Origin of the sequence: Sphingomonas phyllosphaerae (assembly GCF_029623345.1) — a bacterium.
In the GTDB taxonomy this organism is placed as follows: Bacteria; Pseudomonadota; Alphaproteobacteria; order Sphingomonadales; family Sphingomonadaceae; genus Sphingomonas; species Sphingomonas phyllosphaerae_C.
Window position 1 is genome coordinate 165,765 of record NZ_JAPYKH010000005.1, and the last position, 17,106, is coordinate 182,870.

Genomic DNA, 17,106 nt, shown 5'->3' on the forward strand with positions numbered 1-17,106 from the left:
CCGCGGGAAGCGACGGCACGGCGGCCTTCGACGCGCCGCGACGGCGGTTGTCGGATGGTCGCCGCCCTCTCGCGTCATTACCCTCTTTGTCAACCCGCGCCTGCCCGGCTATGGGCAGGCGCTTATGCACGTTCACCCCCTGATCACCGACAGCGCGACGCTGGCCAATCTCTGCACCCGCCTCAGCGAGGCGCCGTACGTGATGGTCGACACCGAGTTCATGCGCGAGAGCACCTATTACCCGGAGCTCTGCCTGATTCAGATCGCCGACACCGAGGAGGCCGCGGCGATCGACCCGATGGCGCCGGGCATCGACCTCGCGCCCTTGCTCGCCCTACTGGTCGACAATGAGGACGTACTCAAGGTCTTCCACGCCGGTGGGCAGGACATCGAGATCATCTACAATCTCACCGGCAAGACCCCGCACCCTTTGTTCGACACCCAGGTGGCGGCGATGGCGCTCGGCCAGGGCGAGCAGATCGGTTATTCCAACCTTGTCGACAGCTGGCTCGGCATTTCGGTCGACAAGGGCGCACGCTTCACCGACTGGGCGCGCCGCCCGCTCGACGCGCGCCAGATCGAATATGCCATCGGCGACGTCACGCATCTCGCCGCCATCTTTCCCAAGATGCTGGAGCGGCTGCGCAAGACCGGCCGCGGCGCATGGCTCGACCAGGAGATGGAGCGGCTCGCCGATCCGGCCAATTACGCCAACGACCCCGACGTGGCGTGGAAGCGCGTCCGCGTGTCGAGCCGCAAGCCCGAGGTGCTCGGCCGGCTCAAGGCGATCGCGCGCTGGCGCGAGCTGGAGGCGCAGACCAAGGACCTGCCGCGCGGCCGCATCGTTAAGGACGAGACGCTGGCCGATCTCGCCAGCCACCCGCCGCGCAAGCAGATCGATCTCGCCAAGGTGCGCGGCCTGTCGCAGACCTGGGCGGGCAATGACATCGGCGCGCGGCTGATGGCGGCGATCGAGGCGGCAGGGCCGCTGCCCGACGACGAGCTGCCGCCGCGCGAAGATCGCAAGCCCGGGCTCGGCCGCGAGGGCGCGCTGGTGGCGGATCTGCTCAAGCTGCTGCTCAAGATCCGCGCGCGCGACATCGACGTGGCACCGCGGCTGCTCGCGCGCGGCGACGAGCTGGAGGCGCTCGCGGCGGGACAACGGCACGGGCTGCAGATCCTGCAGGGCTGGCGCTACGACCAGTTCGGTCACGACGCGCTCGACCTCGTCGAGGGGCGGCTCGGCTTCGCGGTGCAAGGCGGCAAGCTCAAGATGACGCGGACCGAGGCGGCGGCGTGAGCCGGGTCGCGGCCGCGTCCGTCCTGCTGGTCGCGCTGGCGGGCTGCGCGCCCAAGCCGGCCGCCCCTACGCCGGTCGCGAGCGCTGAGGCGCCCGGCACGCGCTGCGACGCCGACGCCGCGGCAGCGCTGGTCGGGCGCGCGGCGGACGCGTCGCTGGCGGAGGCGCAGCGGCTGAGCGGCGCGCGCACGGTGCGGCGCTATGCCACCGGCGACGCGCTGACCATGGACTATCGCGCCGATCGGCTGAACGTGGAAACCGACGCGAGTGGGACGATCGTCAAGCTGAGCTGCGGCTGAGGGCTGGCCATCCTGCCCCCGTTGCCGTCGTCCCGGACTTACTCCGGGATCCACCGTGCCGCGCACTTAGTGGCCGCTGGTACGCGGACGAGTGGATCCTTTAACAAGTTCAGGATGACCCTGGTAGGAAGCAGGGAGAGCCCGCGCCCACCTCAGCCGCCCTCACCCCAGCCGCGGCTGCAACCCGAGCAACTGCGCGAGCACCTTGTGCCGCTTCTGCACGGTCTCGCCGTACAGCGCGGCATCGTCGCCCCTCAGCGTTACCACCAGCTCGCCCGCCTCGACCCGTAGCGAGGAGCGCGCCAACGGCCCGGCCACACCGCCGCTGAGCCGCTGCCCCAGCCGCAGCGCGGTGCCCCAGGCGGCGGCACGCCGCAGCGACGGCTCGTCCGCGAGCAACGTCAGCGGCGGTGGCGGGGTCGCGGCGCCGCCCATCCCGGTCCACAGCGCCTGCCCCAGCATCGCGCGGCCGCGCGCGTCGATGCCGACCCAATTGCCGTGAAGCGCGATCTCCAGCCCGCGCTCGGCGCGGAAATCCGGGTTGGCGCGCCAGCCGACGTCGGCGAGGTGACAGGCGGCGGTGCGCAGCCGCGCGTCGCCCGCGTCCTCGCCCGCGAACAGCGGCGCGATCCAGGCGTCGAGCAGGTCTCCGTGCTCCGGGAAGCGACCGCTCACCCGCCCTTCGTCGCGCGTCGCCACCACCAGCGGGTCGAGCGCGCGCTCCTCGGCGGTGAGTTCGTCGTAGAGCAGTCCCTCGCGCAGGCCATAGGCCGAGACGATCGTCTGCGTGCTGCCGAGATGGCCCAGCACCGCGGCGAGCAGCGCCGCAGCGTCGCTGAGTGTGGGCACGCGCCCGCCCGAGATGCCGGGGATCTCGCGCAGCCGCGCCTTGTTGACGTGGGCCAGCGTGCGCCGCAACCGCGCGATCGTGTCCGACGACATGCCATATTGATGAATGACGGGCAGCGGATAATGAGTCACCACCATGTCCAGCCGCGCCAACGCGCGCCAGGATCCGCCGACCAGATACAGCGGCGTATCGCGCCCGGCCGCGCTCCAGCCCCCCGCGGCGAGCAGCGCCCCTACCTTCTTGTCGAGCTGTCCCGACTCACGCAGCGCGCCGATCCGCAGCACCCCGAGCGGAAAGGAGGCGCGCTCGTGCAGCGCACCGCCGCGCACGCGCACCAGCTCGAGGCTGCCACCGCCCAGATCGCCGACGATGCCGTCGGCGTCGGGAATGCCCGACAGCACGCCCAGCCCCGCCGCCTCCGCCTCCTTCTCGCCGGGGAGCGTCTCGACGGCGAGGCCCGCCGCCTCGGCGACCGCGACCAACTCGTCGCCGTTCGCCGCGTCGCGCACCGCCGCGGTCGCCACGGTGCGCAGCCGCGTCACCTCCATCTCGCGCGCCAGCCCGGCGAAGCGTTGAAGCGCGGTGCGCGCGGTCGCCATCGCCTGCGCGTCGATCGCGCCCGACTGCGCCAGGCTGCGCCCTAGGCCGGCGAGGACCTTCTCGTTGAACAGGATCGAGGGCAGCCGCGGCGATCCCTGATACACCACGAGGCGGATCGAGTTGGACCCGATATCGATGATCGCGGTGCGCGGCGGCTCGTCGCCTGCGACGGCCGCCGGGCGCCGCACCCGGCGCGTCGGCAACAGCCTCAACGCCGTCGCCTCAGCGACAGCACCGGTACCTCGTCACCGTCGAGCGCCGCCCCGCGCCCCGACAGCGACGGGTTGACCATGAAATAGCGGTGAAGGTTGAACGGTTTGTCTCCTGGCTCGACGCGGACGTAGCTGCCATCGGGCTGAAGTTCCCAGCTCTGCTCATTATCGATCAGATTGGCGACCATGACCTGATCGAGCACCTGATCATGCACCGTTTCGTTGTCGAGCGGCAGCAGATATTCGACGCGTCGGTCGAAGTTGCGCGGCATCCAGTCGGCGGAGGAAATATAGACCTTCGCATTATCGTTAGGCAGCGCGGCGCCGTTGCCGAAGGCGGCGATGCGGCTGTGTTCGAGGAAGCGGCCCACCACCGACTTGACGCGGATGTTCTCGGACATGCCCGGCACGCGCGGCTTGAGGCAGCAGATCCCTCTGACGATCAGGTCAATCTCCACGCCGGCATTGCTCGCCTCGTAGAGCTTCTCGATGATCGTGGGATCGACGAGCGAGTTCATCTTCGCCCAGACCGCGGCGGGGCGACCGGCGCGAGCATGCGCGATCTCGCGGTCGATGTCCTGTATCAGCCGCTCGCGCAGGTTGCGCGGGCTGAGCACGACCTTCTCCATGTCGCCTGGCTCGACATAGCCGGTGATGTAGTTGAACAGCCGCGCCGCGTCCCTACCGAGGCGCGGGTCGGCGGTGAAGAAGCTGAGGTCGGTGTAGATCCGTGCCGTCACCGGATGATAGTTGCCGGTACCGAAATGGCAGTAGGTGCGGAACTTGCCGTTCTCGCGCCGTACCACCATCGCCACCTTGGCGTGCGTCTTCCAGTCGATGAAGCCGTAGACCACCTGCACGCCGGCGCGCTCCAGCGCGCTGGCCCATTGCAGATTTTGCTCCTCGTCGAACCGCGCCTTGAGCTCGACCACCGCGGTCACCGACTTGCCCGCCTCCGCCGCCGCGATCAGCGCGCTGATCACCGCGGACTGCTTGCCCGCGCGGTACAGCGTCTGCTTGATCGCGACCACGTCGGGATCGTTCGCCGCCTGTTTGAGGAAGGCCAGCACGACGTCGAAGGTCTCGTACGGATGGTGGACGACGATGTCCTTGGAGCGGATCGCGGCGAAACAGTCGCCGCCGAACTCGCGGATCCGCTCGGGGAAGCGCGGCGTGAAGGGGACGAACTTGAGGTCGGGCCGGTCCTCGTCGGCGAGCAGCGACAGGTCGCCGATGCCGAGGAACGAGCCGGTCTCGGTGACGATCGCGTCGGCCCCGCCGAGCTCGTCGCGCAGCACCGCGGCGAGCGTGTCGGGCATGCCCGTCTCCAGCTCGAGCCGGATCACCCGGCCGCGGCGCCGGCGCTTGATCGCGTTGGCGAAGTAGCGGACGAGGTCCTCGGCCTCTTCCTCGATCTCGATGTCGCTGTCGCGCAGCAGCCGGAACTCGGCTGCACCGAGCACGTCATAGCCGGGGAACAGCGCGGGCGCGAAGCGCTTGAGGATCGATTCGGTGGCGACGTAGCGCGCCCCGTCGCCGGGCACGCGGACGAAGCGCGGCATGCCCGGCGGCAGCATCACCAGCTCGCGGATCGGCTCCTTGTCGGAGCGGCGCACCAGGTCGAACATCACCGCCATGCCGCGATTGGGCAAAAACGGGAACGGGTGCGCCGGGTCGAGTGCCTGCGGCGTAATCACCGGGAAAAGCTGTTCGTGGAAATGCGTCTCGAGCCACGCCTGCTGCTCGGCGTCGAGCGCGGTGGCGAGCGCGTGGCTGCCGAGCACCGCGATGCCAGCTTCGGCGAGCTCGGCGCGAATGTCGCCCCACACCGCCTGCTGGCTCGCCATCAGCGAGTCGGCCTCGGCGACGATCGCGGCGAGCTGCTGACCGGGGGTGAGCCCGTCGGCTGAGCGCGCCTCGACGTCCTGGAGCTGTTGCCCTTTCAACCCCGCGACGCGCACCATGAAGAATTCGTCGAGGTTCGCGCCCGAGATGGCGAGGAAGCGCAGCCGCTCAAGCAGTGGATGTGCGCGGTTGCAGGCCTCGTCGAGCACGCGACGGTTGAACGACAGCCACGACAGCTCACGATTGAAGTAGCGGCCGCCGTCACGGTCCACGAAGGGATCGTCGAGCACGTCCTCGGCGTCGATGCGGGCGATGGTGGTCGGTCGGGTCATGGCTGGTCGCTCTGCGCGGTGAACGCCGCGTCGGGCTGGAGGGTTTCGCGCGCCAGCGGGATCGACAGTCGGCGCCGACCCGCCAGTGCGGCGCGGTCCAGTCTCTCTATAGCATCGATGACAGCGGCATGACTCCGCTCGACCCGCGCGGCAAGCCAGGTGATCAACTCGGGCCGCGCGTCGAGGTGTCGCCGGGCGAAGCCCCGCTCGAGCAACACGCGCACCAGCGCGTCGTCGGGCGCGCCGATCGTCGCCGCCGGGCTGGCGGCGAGACGCGAGCGCAGGTCGGGCAGCGTGATCGCCCACGTCGGCGGCAGTGCCGCGGCGAGCAGCAGCAGCGGGCGGCGTTGCTCCTGCGAGCGGTTCCAGGCGTGGAACAGCGCCTCCTCTTCCCGGGTCTCGGCATCGTCGATGAAATGACCGCCCGAGCGCGCCGCGAAAATCTGCCCCAGCAGCGTGCGCCCCGAGCGCGGCGGGCCGGCGATGATCGCGGTGCGCACCGGCCATGTGGCCCAGTGATCGAGCAGCCGCACCGCGGCAGCGTTCGAATCGGTGACAAGGAACTCGGCGTCGCGCGCGTCGACGGGCAACGCCAACGGCAGCGCGAACTGGCTCATCCCACCGGTCCGCGCGGCGGCGCGGCGGCGGGCGCGGACGCCGCGGGGGTGGCACCGGGCGGCGCGCGCCGGATCCGCAGCGTCGTGCCGCTGCCGAACACCTGCCAGCCGCGCGCCTCCATCGCCGCGCGGAACGCCTCGGGGGTGCCCGCATAGCTCACCGCCATCAGCGAGACGCCACCGAGCGCGAGGCTGGTCGTCGCCGCCGAAGAGACGCCGGGCACGCCACGCAAAGCGCCCTCGGTGCCGGTCACCGCACTCGCGTCGGGGGTATCGAACTGCACCGTGATGCTGCTCGCGATCGCGACGGGCGCGGTAAGATCACCGAACGTGTCGGTGAGGTCGATCGGCGTCGGCGTCGCCGCGGGCATGATCGGGTTGAGCCCGCTGTCGGGGTCGAGCGCGCCGCCGCGCAGCGCCTCTTGGTAGATCGAATCGAGTCGCCGCACCGCCTCGTCGAGCAGCGCCGGGATCCCGCGCGCGCTGCCGACGCGCAGCGTGAAGCCGCGCAGCAGGCGATGATCGGGGCCGTAGCGCGCCTCGAAACTCCCTACCACCGGGCCGCCCGGCCACTGCCGCGTCAGCCGCGCAGTCGGCATCAGCACGTCGCTCGCCCCAAATTGGTCGAGCACGGCGCGCCACCAGCCGCGATCGGGACGCTGCGTCTCGCCGAGATTGAGCAGCAGCGGGTCGGGTCCCGTGCCGCTCGGCCGGACATAGTCGATCGTGCTGCCGCCGGTGCGGAAGCGCGCCCAGGCTTCCTGCCACAAAGTGCGCTGCTCGAACGCGGTGCCCACACCGGTCGCCCATTGCACCGGCACGACGACGAACGGCGGCGAGCGCTCGACATAGGCTGAGACGCCGAGCAGCGCGGCGGTGCGCGCGCGGTCGAACAGCAGGCCCAGCCGCGCGATATAGCGGTTGGGCCCGATCTGCTCCTGTTCGACGACGATGCTCGACACGATCGAGTCGAGCGCGCCGTCGGGCAGCGTCCGCTCGCCCGCGCCGAGCCGCTGCGCCAGCTGGGTGAAGCCCTTGCGCTGCGCCTCGCGCCAGCCGGCGAGTCGCGCCGCCTCGGCGTTGGGGCCCGAGACGTCGACGCGCACGCCGCTGACCTCGAAATCGTCCGAGCTGTCCACGGCGGCGACGCCGCGGTCGCCGCCTTCGATCTGCGCGACGACCGCGGCAGCGCCGAGCGCGCTCGCGGCCGCGACGGCGATGATGGCAAGGAGGCGTCGCATGTCGCGCGTCTTTTGGCGAAGCAGGCGTGGAAATCCAAGCGCGATGTGGCTAGGCGCGTCGCCATGAGCAACGAAGGTTACACCTACGAGCAGGCCGGCGTCTCGATCGCCGCCGGCAATGCGCTGGTTCGCGCGATTGCGCCGCTGGCCCGCGCGACGCGCCGCCCCGGCGCCGACGCCGACCTGGGCGGCTTCGGCGGCTTCTTCGACCTGCGCGCGGCCGGGTTCACCGATCCGCTGCTGGTCGCCGCCAACGACGGGGTCGGCACCAAGCTCAAGCTCGCGATCGAATGGGAGCGGCACGAGGGCGTTGGCGTCGATCTCGTCGCAATGTGTGCCAACGACCTGATCGTTCAAGGCGCCGAGCCGCTGTTCTTCCTCGACTATTACGCCACGGGCCGACTCGATACGGCGGTCGCCGAGCGCGTCGTCGCCTCGATCGCGCAGGGCTGCCGCATCGCCGGCTGCGCGCTGATCGGCGGCGAGACGGCGGAGATGCCGGGGATGTATGAGGTCGGCGACTATGACCTCGCTGGCTTCTGCGTCGGCGCGGTCGAGCGCGGTGACGTGCTCACCGGCACAACGATCGCGCAAGGTGACATCATTCTCGGCCTCGCTTCCTCGGGCGTTCACTCCAACGGCTTCTCGCTGGTACGGCGACTCGCCGCCGACAAGGCATGGAAGCTCGACCGCCCGGCGTTGTTCGACCCGGACGAATTGCTGATTGATCACCTGATGGCGCCGACTCGTATCTATGTCGTCAGTCTGCTGCCGCTGCTGCGCGCACACCGGATCAAGGGCCTCGCGCATATCACCGGCGGCGGACTGCTGGAGAACATCCCGCGCGTGCTGCCCGCGGGCACGCACGCGATGGTCGACGCCGATGCCTGGGAGCAGCCGCGGCTGATGGCCTTCCTGCAGGCGCAGGGCGCGATCGAGCCGGAAGAGATGGCGCGCACCTTCAACTGCGGCATCGGCATGGCGGTCGTGGTGGCAGCGGATCAGGCCGATGCCGTTGCCGCGGCGCTCCGCGAGGCGGGCGAGACGGTCCACGTGATCGGTCGCATCGAGGCGGGCGAGCGCGGCTGCACCGTTTCGGGCTCGACCGAGACGTGGAGCGCGCGCGCCGGCTGGACCGCGACTCACCGCGCATGAGCGCGCCGGTGCGGGTGGCGGTGCTGGTCTCAGGCCGCGGTTCGAACATGCGCACCCTCGCCGGAGCGGGAGGAGAGGCGTATCAGATCGCGCTGGTCGCCTCGGACAAGCCCGAGGCGGCGGGGCTCGCCTGGGCGCGTGCGCAGGGGCTCGCGACCTTCGCGCTGTCACCGCGCGGCATCGGCAAGCCCGCCTATGAGGCGGCGCTCGACGCGGCGCTGCACGACGCGGGCGTCGAGGTGATCGCGCTGGCGGGCTATATGCGCCTGCTCTCGGACGATTTCGTCGCGCGCTGGCGGGGCAGGATCATTAACATCCATCCCTCGCTCCTGCCCAAGTACAAGGGGCTCGACACGCACGCGCGTGCGATCGCGGCGGGCGACGCGGTCGCGGGCTGCTCGGTGCACGTCGTCACCGAGGAGCTCGACGGCGGCGCGGTGCTCGGTCAGGCGGAGGTGCCGATCGAAGCGGGGGACACGCCGGACACGCTGGCCGAGCGGGTGTTGGCGGCGGAGCACCGGCTGTACCCCGGGGTACTGGCCCGCTTCGTGCGAGACGGGGCGTGGCGTAAGGGGTGAGTGGTTGAAGCGAGGCGGTTGTTCGCGAGCCGTCGCGCCCTCTCCCACCCGCCGGCGTCATCCTGAGCTTATTTCAGGATCCAGCTTGCCGCGGACAACTCGGCACCTGTGCGATCCGGGTGAATCCTGAGTCAAGCTCAGGATGAAGGCAGGCGTGGGTCTAGGCGGCCGGATTCTCGCCGACCGTTCAATCTGTCCTGCTCAGCTACACCCCTCGTCCGTACACGCGATCGTCGTGCCAGGTCGCGCCGACGAGAAAACGGCGCTCGCCCACGACCGTGAAGCCGTGCTTCTCGTAGAAACGGTGCGCGCGCCGATTGCCGCCGTACACGCCCAGCAGCACGCGGCCGCATCCGGTTGCCCGCGCGTCGTCGAGCGCGCGCGTGATCAGCGCCGTACCGAGGCCGGTACCGTGATACGGCACCAGCGCATATATCCGCTTGAGCTCGATATCACCCGGTAGCGGGGCCACCGGCAGGTCGGGCGGGGTGAGCAGGCTGTAGCCGACCGGCGCCGCGCCAGGGTCGACCTCGGCCAGCGTCGCCACCGCGCCCCCGTCGAGATAGCGCGCGAACGCCGCCGCGCTGCTGTTGCGCGCGACGTGGGCGACGATGTCGGCGCCGTCGAGCACGCCCGCGAACGCCTCAAGGAAGGTCGCACCCGCGACCAGCGCGAGCGCGTCCGTATCCCCGGCGCCGGCGCGACGCAGTCGCCATGCCGGCGCCGTCATCTCAGCCGACGATCTCTTCGGGCTTGAAGAAGTAAGCGATCTCGATCGCGGCATTCTCGTCCGAGTCCGAGCCGTGCACCGTGTTCGCCTCGATCGACTCGGCCAGCTCCTTGCGGATCGTGCCCGGCGCGGCATTGTCCGGGTTGGTCGCGCCCATGATGTCGCGGTTGCGCTGCACGGCGTCCTCGCCCTCTAGCACCTGGACGACCACCGGGCCCGAGATCATGAAGCTCACCAGGTCACCGAAGAACGGCCGCTCCTTGTGAACGGCGTAGAAGCCCTCGGCCTGCTCCTTGGTCATCTGGATGCGCTTGGACGCGACGACGCGGAGCCCTGCCTCCTCGAGCATCTTGGTGACCGCGCCGGTCAGGTTGCGACGCGTCGCGTCGGGCTTGATGATCGAAAAGGTACGGTTCGCGGCCATGACGGTCACGGGCTCCTGCTGATAGATAAGGGAAGTGGCGCTCCCCTAGGCGGGGGCGTGGCGCGAGGCAAGCGCTACGCCGCCTGCTCCCAGCGCCCGCTCTCATTCTGTTTCCAATAGCGCCGCGTCACGCGGGGATGGTCCGCCAGCGCTTTCCACGCCGCGCGCGCGGGCGCGATCTGATCCTCGGCGAAGAAGTGAAACACCCGATCAAAGTCGAGCGCGTCGTCGCGCCACTCCCCATCAACCAGCGCGACGTGGCGCGCGCCGTTGGCGGCATCGAGCGCGCCCGCGATCAGTACCGGCTGGCGCCCGTCGTCCGCCTCGCCCAGCCGCGCGTGCGGCAAAAAGCTTGACGGTGCGTAGCTCCACAGCAGCCGGTCGATCGCGAGCCGCAGCGCCTCCTCGGCGGCGACGATCAGCAGCCGCGCGCCGTTCGCCACCACCTTCTCCGCCACCTGCGGCAGCGCGCGCTCAAGCGGCATGCGGGTCAGGTGGTAGAAATCCACCTGTACCGTCCGCTCGCTCGGGTCGCCCGCCATCCCACTCACTGCTCGCAGGCGTCCGCCACGAAGCGGTCGAGCACGCGCACGCCATAGCCGGTCGCGCCCTTAGCCCAGGTCGGCCCGTCCTTGTCGGCCCAGACCATGCCCGCAATGTCGAGGTGCGCCCAGGCCACACCGGCGTCAACGAAGCGCTGCAGGAACTGCGCCGCGGTGATCGAGCCGGCGCCGCGCGGCCCGACGTTCTTCACGTCCGCGATCGGCGAGTCGATCAGCCGGTCATAGGCGTCCGCGAGCGGAAAGCGCCACAGCTGGTCGCCCGAGGCGCGCCCGGCAGCGAGCAGCGCGTCGGCCAGCGCGTCGTCGTTGCTGAAAAGGCCGCCATATTCGTTGCCGAGGCTGACGATCATCGCGCCGGTCAGCGTGGCGAGGTCGACGATCCGCGTGGGCTTGTGCTCGCGCTGCACCCAGGTGAGGCAGTCGCACAGCACCAGTCGCCCTTCCGCGTCGGTGTTGATCACCTCGACGGTCTGGCCCGACATGGTGGTGACGACGTCGCCCGGCCGCTGCGCGTTGCCGTCGGGCATATTCTCGACCAGCCCCATGACGCCGATGACATTGGCCTTGGCGCCGCGCTTGGCCAGCGCGAGCATCGCGCCCGCCACCGCCGCGGCGCCGCCCATGTCCCACTTCATGTCCTCCATGCCCGCCGCCGGCTTGATCGAGATGCCGCCGGTGTCGAAGGTGACGCCCTTGCCGACCAGCGCGGTGAGTGGGACACCCTCCCCCCCACCGCTCCACCGCAGCGCGAGAATGCGCGCCTCGCGGCGCGAACCCTGGCTGACGCCGAGCAGCGCTCCCATGCCGATGGCGCGCATCTCCTCCTCGGTCAGCACCGTCGCCTCGAGGCCCAGCCCGTCCACCGCTCCGAGCACGCGCTCGACGAAGGTCTCGGGATAGAGGATGTTGGGCGGCAGCGTGGCGAGCAAGCGGGCGAGCGCCACGCCGTCGGTCACCGCGGCGCGGTCGCGCCAGGCGGAATCGCTGCCCACCACGGTGAGCGCCGACAGCGTGGGCTTCTGTTTATCGGCGAGCTTGGTGCGGTATTCGTCGAAGCGCCAGGCGCGCTGCGCCGCGCCCGCCGCGAAGCGTGCCGCTGCCAGCGGCGCGGCGCCGCTGAGGTCCGCCATCGCGGCGGTGGCTCCGCTGGTGAGCAGCCGCGCGACCAGCGCCCCGCCGGCGCGCTCGTAAGCGGCATCGTCGCCCGCGCCGACCCCGAGCAGCAGCACGCGTCGCGCGCCGTCCTCCACAGGGACGAACAGCTCGGCCGCGCCGCCTGCCTCGCCGTCGAAACGCTGACCCGCGGCCGCCGCGGCGAGCAGCGCGTCGGCACCCTCGACCAGCCCGGCGGTGCCGCCGCCCTTCTGTACCGGCAGCACCAGCACCTCGCCCGCGGCGGGGGCGGTGTCGGGGCGGGTGGCGGCGAACGCGATCTTCATGCGACTGTCCTTCTCGATCATGCGCGTTGAATAGGGCCGAGCGCGTCAACTGGCAAAGCGTTGCAGCCGCGCCTGTGCGATGCGATAGGGCGGCGTTGCGCCGTCGCCATCCCGGCCGCGCGCGCGGGGGTGCAACGGGAGCGACGTGACGCGTAACGATCTTCTCGCCGGCGGCGCGCTGTGGCTGCTCGCCACCGTACCGGCCGCGGCGCAGGCACCGGCCGCGCCAGTCGCCCCGGCGACGCCCGCCGCCGCGGCGCCTACGCCCGCTCCCGCGAGCGAGACCGAGCAGGTGCAGTTCAGCGCCGCCGCGCTCGAATATGACACCAACGCCGACATCGTCACAGCGACCGGCGAGGTGCGGATGACGCGCGGCGCCGACCGGCTGCGCGCCGAGCGCGTGGTATGGAACCGTAAGAGCGGCAAGGTGGTCGCGACCGGCAATGTCGCGGTAACCGACCCCGAGGGCGACATCGCTTATGGCGACTCGATCGAGCTGACCGACACGCTGCGCGACGGCCTGGTCGACAATCTGCTGGTGGTGCTCGAGCAGGGCGGGCGGCTCGCCGCGTTGCGCGGGACGCGCGAGCCGAGCGGCATCTACAATCTCGACCACGCGGTCTATTCTCCCTGCGCGGTGACCGACTCGGACGGCTGCCCCAAGGAGCCCGCCTGGAAGATCACCGCGGTCAAAGTGACCTATGACGCCGACCGCCAGCGTGTCTCGTACGAGGGCGCGCGCTTCCACCTCTTCGGCCTGACCAGCCCCTCGCTGCCGCGCTTCAGCCACTCAATTGCGCAGAGCAACGATAGCGGCCTGCTCACCCCGTCGATCGGCCTCACTCGTCTCAACGGCGCCGAGCTGGTGCTGCCGTTCAACTTCGCGCTCGGCCCGAACCGCTCGCTCGTCATCGCGCCGCACCTGTTCTCGTCCGAGGTGCCGATGCTCGAGGCGCGCTACAGCGCGGTCAACGAGCTCGGCGCTTATTCGATCGCGGGCTATGCCACCAGCAGCCGGCGCAGCGACGACCTCTCGAGCGGCTTCATCTCGGACACGACCCGCGCCTTCCGCGGCTATCTCGACGGCAGCGGGCGCTTCCAGCTCGATCCCAACTGGAGCATCTCGGGCTCGATGCGGATCGTGACCGACCGCACCTTCCTGCGCCGCTACGACATCTCCAACGACGACCGGCTGCGCACCACGATCGCGCTCGAGCGGATCGACACCGACAGCTACTTCTCGCTCGCGGGCTGGGCGGTGCAGACGCTGCGCGTCGGCGACCGCCAGGGCATGCAACCGGTGGCGCTGCCCGAGCTGGACTATCGCCGCCGCATCACCGATGCGCCGCTCGGCGGCGTGCTCCAGCTTCAGCTCAACACGCTCGCGATCGGGCGCAAGGCGGGCCAGGACACGCAGCGCGCCTTCGCCAGCGCGCGCTGGGACTGGCGCGGCGTCACCGTCGCGGGTCAGGAAGTCACGCTGACCGCTTACGCCCGCGGCGACGCCTATAATTCGGACGACACGGTCGCCACCGCGGTCGACCAGTATCGCGGCGTCGAGGGCTTTCAGACGCGCGCGATCGGCGCGCTCGCCGCCGACGTGCGCTGGCCCTTCGTCGGCGAGCTGTTCGGCGGGTTGCAGCGCTTCTCGCCACGGGTCCAGGTCGTGGCGACGCCGCGCACGCGCAACATCCAGGTGCCCAACGAAGACGCGCGGGCGGTCGACCTGGAGGATTCCAACCTGTTCGCGCTCAACCGCTTCCCGGGTTACGACCGCTGGGAGGATTCGAGCCGCGTGACCTATGGCGCGGACTGGTCGCTCGACCTGCCCGGCGTTGCGATCACCACCAACGTCGGGCAGAGCTACCGCCTCAACTCGCGACCGAGCATCCTGCCCGATGGCACCGGCCTGTCGGACCGCTTCTCCGACATCGTCGGTCGCACCAACGTGCGGATCGGCGAGTTCGTCACGCTCACGCACCGCTACCGGCTCGACAAGGACAACTTCGCGGTGCGCCGCAACGAACTCGACGCCACGGTCGGCTCGCGCCGCACCTACGCGAGTGTCGGCTACCTCCGCCTCAACCGCGACATCACCGAGCTGGAGGATCTGCAGGACCGCGAGGAAGTCCGCGCCGGCGGACGCGTCGCCTTCGCGCGCTTCTGGTCGCTGTGGGGCTCGGCGGTGGTCGACCTCACCGACCGCGCCGAGGACCCGTTGTCGCAGGCCGACGGCTTCACCCCGATCCGCCACCGGCTCGGCGTCGCTTATCAGGACGATTGTCTCGAATTGGGCATGACCTGGAAGCGCGATTATCGCACCGTCGGCGATGCCCGCCGCGGCGACAGTTACCTGTTGACGCTTTCCTTCAAGAACCTCGGCCGCTAAGCCCCTGTTCAGTTCGCTCCGGGCAGGAACGGCCGCTGCGGCCCTTGTCCGGGAGCCGTGGTGGACGCGATCGACGTGCGGCGACGCGATAGGGATTTCGAGATACACGTGATGATCAAGACGAGGCGCGCGACGCTGACCCGCCGGTTGCTGGCGGCGCTGCTGATGGTGGGGACGGCCGGCGTGGCGATCGCGCAGACCGCCGCTCAGTCGGCCGGGGCCGATCAGGACGGCGCCGAGCAGGAGGCGCAGGGCGTCGACCCGACCGGGCTCGGCCTGCCCGCCAACCTCCAGGTGTTCGGCAACGTCGATCCAAACATCCGCAAGGCGACCGCGATCGTCAACGAGGCAGTGATCACGCGCACCGACGTCGACCAGCGCGTCGCGCTGGTTGCCGCCGCCAATAACGTTAAATTGTCCGATCAGGAGCGCGATCGCCTCCAGCTTCAGGTGCTGCGCCAGCTGATCGATGAGACGCTGGAGATCCAGCAGGCGAAGACCGCCGACGTCACCATCACCAAGGACCAGATCGACCAGAGCTTCGCCCGCGTCGCGCGCAACTTCGGCAAGACGCCCGAGCAGTTCGCCGCCTTCCTGCGCGAGAACGGCTCGTCCGACCGTTCGATCCGCCGTCAGATCGAGGGCGAGCTGGCGTGGAGCCGCTATCTCAGCAAGCGGGTCGAGCCGTTCGTCAACGTCGGTGACGAGGAAGTGAAGGCGATCCTTGACCGGCTCGAGGCGGCCAAGGGCACCGAGGAGTTCCACCTCAACGAGATCTATCTCGGCGCGACGCCCGACCGGCAGGAGCAGGTGTTCACCAACGCGCGCCAGCTGATCGCCGAGATCGGCCAGGGCAAGGCGCCCTTCGCCTATTTCGCGCGCAACTTCTCCGAAGCCTCGACCCGCGGCGTCGGCGGCGATCTCGGCTGGGTGCGCGCCGCGCAGCTGCCCGATGCGCTGGCCCAGACGGCGACGACGATGCAGGTCGGCCAGGTCGCCGGTCCGGTGGCGACGCCCGGCGGCTTCTCGATCCTCTACCTCGTCGACAAGCGCCGCGTCGGCAGCGCCGACCCGCGCGACTCGCGGCTCAGCCTGAAGCAGCTGACGATCAAGTTCCCCAATGGCACCACCCAGGCGCAGGCGACCGCGCGCACCTCCGCCTTCGCCGAGGCGATCCAGAAGCTGCAGGGCTGCGGCTCGGTCGACAAGGTCGCCGCGACGCTCAATGCCGAGGTGGTCAACAACGACGCGATCCGCATCCGCGACCTGCCGCCGCAGCTGCAGAACATCATGGTCAACCTTCAGGTCGGCCAGGCCACCCCGCCGTTCGGCTCGCCGACCGAAGGCGTCCGTACGCTGGTGCTGTGCGGGCGCGACGAGGCCCAGGGTGGCCAGTTGCCCGGCGCGCAGCAGGTGCAGAGCCAGCTCGAGCAACAGCGTGTCAATCTGCGCGCGCAACAGGCGCTCCGCGACCTGCGTCGCGACGCGGTGATCGAGTATCGCTGAGGATCGACGCGTGACCCAGCCGATCGTGATCTCGATGGGGGACCCCGCGGGGATCGGCCCCGAGACGATCGCCAAGGCGTGGATGGAACGCGAGGCGCGCGCGCTCCCGCCGTTCGTCGCGGTCGGCGACGTGCGCGCAGTGGCACGCGTGTGGGACGGGCCGATAGCGCCGGTGAGCGACCTCGCCGCGGTCGACCGCGTGTTCGCCGAGGCGCTGCCGGTGCTCACCGTGCAGGACGGGGGCGAGATCGTGCCGGGCCAACCCGACGCCGACGGCGCGCGCTGCGCGCTGCACGCGCTGGAACTCGCCGCCGGGCTGGTGCGCTCGGGCGCTGGCCGCGCCTTGGTGACCGGGCCGGTGTCCAAGTCGCAGCTCTACGGCGTCGGCTTCACCCACCCCGGCCAGACCGAGTTTGTCGCCGAGCGCTGCGGTATCGCGCGCGACAATGCGGTGATGATGCTGGCCGGTCCTGGGCTGCGCGTGGTGCCGATCACGACGCACGTCGCGCTCGCCACGGTGTCGGGGCTGCTGAGCGTCGAGCTGATCGTTGCCAAGGCGCGCGTGACCGCGCGCGGGCTGACGCGCAACTTCGGGATCGACGCGCCGCGGCTCGCCTTCGCGGGGTTCAACCCGCACGCGGGCGAGGACGGCACGATGGGGCGCGAGGAAATCGACGTGATCCGCCCCGCGATCGAGCAACTGGTCGCGGAGGGGATAGACGCGCGCGGCCCCTTCCCCGCCGACACGATGTTCCATGCCCGCGCTCGTGAACAGTATGACGCGGCTTTGTGCTGCTACCACGACCAGGCGCTGGTGCCGCTCAAGACGCTTCACTTCGACGACGGGGTCAACATCACGCTGGGGCTGCCGATCGTGCGCACCTCGCCCGATCATGGCACCGCCTTCGGCATCGCCGGCAAAGGCGTGGCCCATCCCGGCGCGACGATTGCCGCGATCGCGATGGCCGACGCCGCGGCACGCCAGCGCGCGCGCTGCGCCACCGTGGCGTGAGCGAGGCGCCCGCG

General features: G+C 70.5%; 15 protein-coding genes. 7 read left to right on the forward strand and 8 right to left on the reverse strand.

The features are described from left to right. The first annotated feature begins 124 nt into the window (after positions 1–124). The gene (gene rnd, locus QBJ89_RS07225; protein ID WP_277979849.1) at positions 125–1,300 is read left to right on the forward strand and encodes a ribonuclease D; all 1,176 of its coding nucleotides are present in this window, start codon (positions 125–127) and stop codon (positions 1,298–1,300) included. Beyond that, positions 1,297–1,599 (forward strand): I78 family peptidase inhibitor, encoded by a 303-nt coding sequence (locus QBJ89_RS07230; RefSeq protein WP_277979850.1) that lies wholly within the window; start codon positions 1,297–1,299, stop codon positions 1,597–1,599. Before rnd ends, QBJ89_RS07230 begins: the two co-directional genes overlap by 4 nt. A gap of 162 nt (positions 1,600–1,761) precedes the next feature. Here QBJ89_RS07230 and QBJ89_RS07235 read toward each other — a convergent pair whose 3' ends face one another. From QBJ89_RS07235 to QBJ89_RS07250, 4 genes are read right to left on the reverse strand one after another with little or no spacing between them, the layout of a single operon-like run. Beyond that, a complete protein-coding gene (locus tag QBJ89_RS07235; RefSeq protein WP_277979905.1) occupies positions 1,762–3,252 on the reverse strand; it encodes a Ppx/GppA family phosphatase in 1,491 nt (496 codons plus the stop codon). Positions 3,253–3,257: 5 nt separating this feature from the next. Continuing rightward, complete coding sequence (locus tag QBJ89_RS07240; RefSeq protein WP_277979851.1) at positions 3,258–5,438, reverse strand: RNA degradosome polyphosphate kinase; 2,181 nt, start codon at positions 5,436–5,438, stop codon at positions 3,258–3,260. Continuing rightward, positions 5,435–6,055, reverse strand: a complete 621-nt coding sequence (locus QBJ89_RS07245) for an HdaA/DnaA family protein (protein WP_277979852.1) — start codon at positions 6,053–6,055, stop codon at positions 5,435–5,437. The genes QBJ89_RS07240 and QBJ89_RS07245 overlap by 4 nt, the downstream gene beginning before the upstream one ends. After that, positions 6,052–7,296: a heavy-metal-associated domain-containing protein gene (locus QBJ89_RS07250; RefSeq protein WP_277979853.1), complete on the reverse strand. Its 1,245-nt coding sequence runs from the start codon at positions 7,294–7,296 to the stop codon at positions 6,052–6,054. Before QBJ89_RS07250 ends, QBJ89_RS07245 begins: the two co-directional genes overlap by 4 nt. Positions 7,297–7,359: 63 nt before the next feature. Here QBJ89_RS07250 and purM point away from each other — a divergent pair, with 63 nt between their 5' ends. Beyond that, positions 7,360–8,451, forward strand: a complete 1,092-nt coding sequence (gene purM / locus QBJ89_RS07255) for a phosphoribosylformylglycinamidine cyclo-ligase (RefSeq protein ID WP_277979854.1) — start codon at positions 7,360–7,362, stop codon at positions 8,449–8,451. Beyond that, positions 8,448–9,029, forward strand: a complete 582-nt coding sequence (gene purN / locus QBJ89_RS07260) for a phosphoribosylglycinamide formyltransferase (protein ID WP_277979855.1) — start codon at positions 8,448–8,450, stop codon at positions 9,027–9,029. The genes purM and purN overlap by 4 nt, the downstream gene beginning before the upstream one ends. A 205-nt stretch (positions 9,030–9,234) precedes the next feature. Here purN and QBJ89_RS07265 read toward each other — a convergent pair whose 3' ends face one another. From QBJ89_RS07265 to QBJ89_RS07280, 4 genes are all read right to left on the reverse strand, one after another. Then, complete coding sequence (locus QBJ89_RS07265; protein ID WP_277979856.1) at positions 9,235–9,759, reverse strand: GNAT family N-acetyltransferase; 525 nt, start codon at positions 9,757–9,759, stop codon at positions 9,235–9,237. A 1-nt stretch (position 9,760) separates the two neighbouring features. Then, a complete protein-coding gene (gene ndk, locus QBJ89_RS07270; RefSeq protein ID WP_277979906.1) occupies positions 9,761–10,183 on the reverse strand; it encodes a nucleoside-diphosphate kinase in 423 nt (140 codons plus the stop codon). 74 nt (positions 10,184–10,257) lie between these two features. Further along, positions 10,258–10,725, reverse strand: coding sequence for a DNA polymerase III subunit chi (locus tag QBJ89_RS07275; protein ID WP_277979857.1), 468 nt, complete (start codon positions 10,723–10,725; stop codon positions 10,258–10,260). Positions 10,726–10,730: 5 nt separating this feature from the next. Then, a complete protein-coding gene (locus tag QBJ89_RS07280; protein ID WP_277979858.1) occupies positions 10,731–12,185 on the reverse strand; it encodes a leucyl aminopeptidase in 1,455 nt (484 codons plus the stop codon). Positions 12,186–12,330: 145 nt separating this feature from the next. Between QBJ89_RS07280 and QBJ89_RS07285 the strand changes: the two genes are divergently transcribed. From QBJ89_RS07285 to pdxA, 3 genes are all read left to right on the forward strand, one after another. Beyond that, the gene (locus QBJ89_RS07285) at positions 12,331–14,574 is read left to right on the forward strand and encodes an LPS-assembly protein LptD (RefSeq protein ID WP_277979859.1); all 2,244 of its coding nucleotides are present in this window, start codon (positions 12,331–12,333) and stop codon (positions 14,572–14,574) included. Positions 14,575–14,685: 111 nt separating this feature from the next. Continuing rightward, entirely contained in the window at positions 14,686–16,080 is a 1,395-nt protein-coding gene (locus tag QBJ89_RS07290) for a peptidylprolyl isomerase (protein ID WP_277979860.1), read from the forward strand. Between the two features lie 34 nt (positions 16,081–16,114). Continuing rightward, positions 16,115–17,092 carry a 4-hydroxythreonine-4-phosphate dehydrogenase PdxA gene (gene pdxA, locus QBJ89_RS07295; protein ID WP_277979907.1) on the forward strand — a complete coding sequence of 326 codons (978 nt, stop codon included), beginning with the start codon at positions 16,115–16,117 and terminating at the stop codon, positions 17,090–17,092. Positions 17,093–17,106 lie beyond the last annotated feature (14 nt).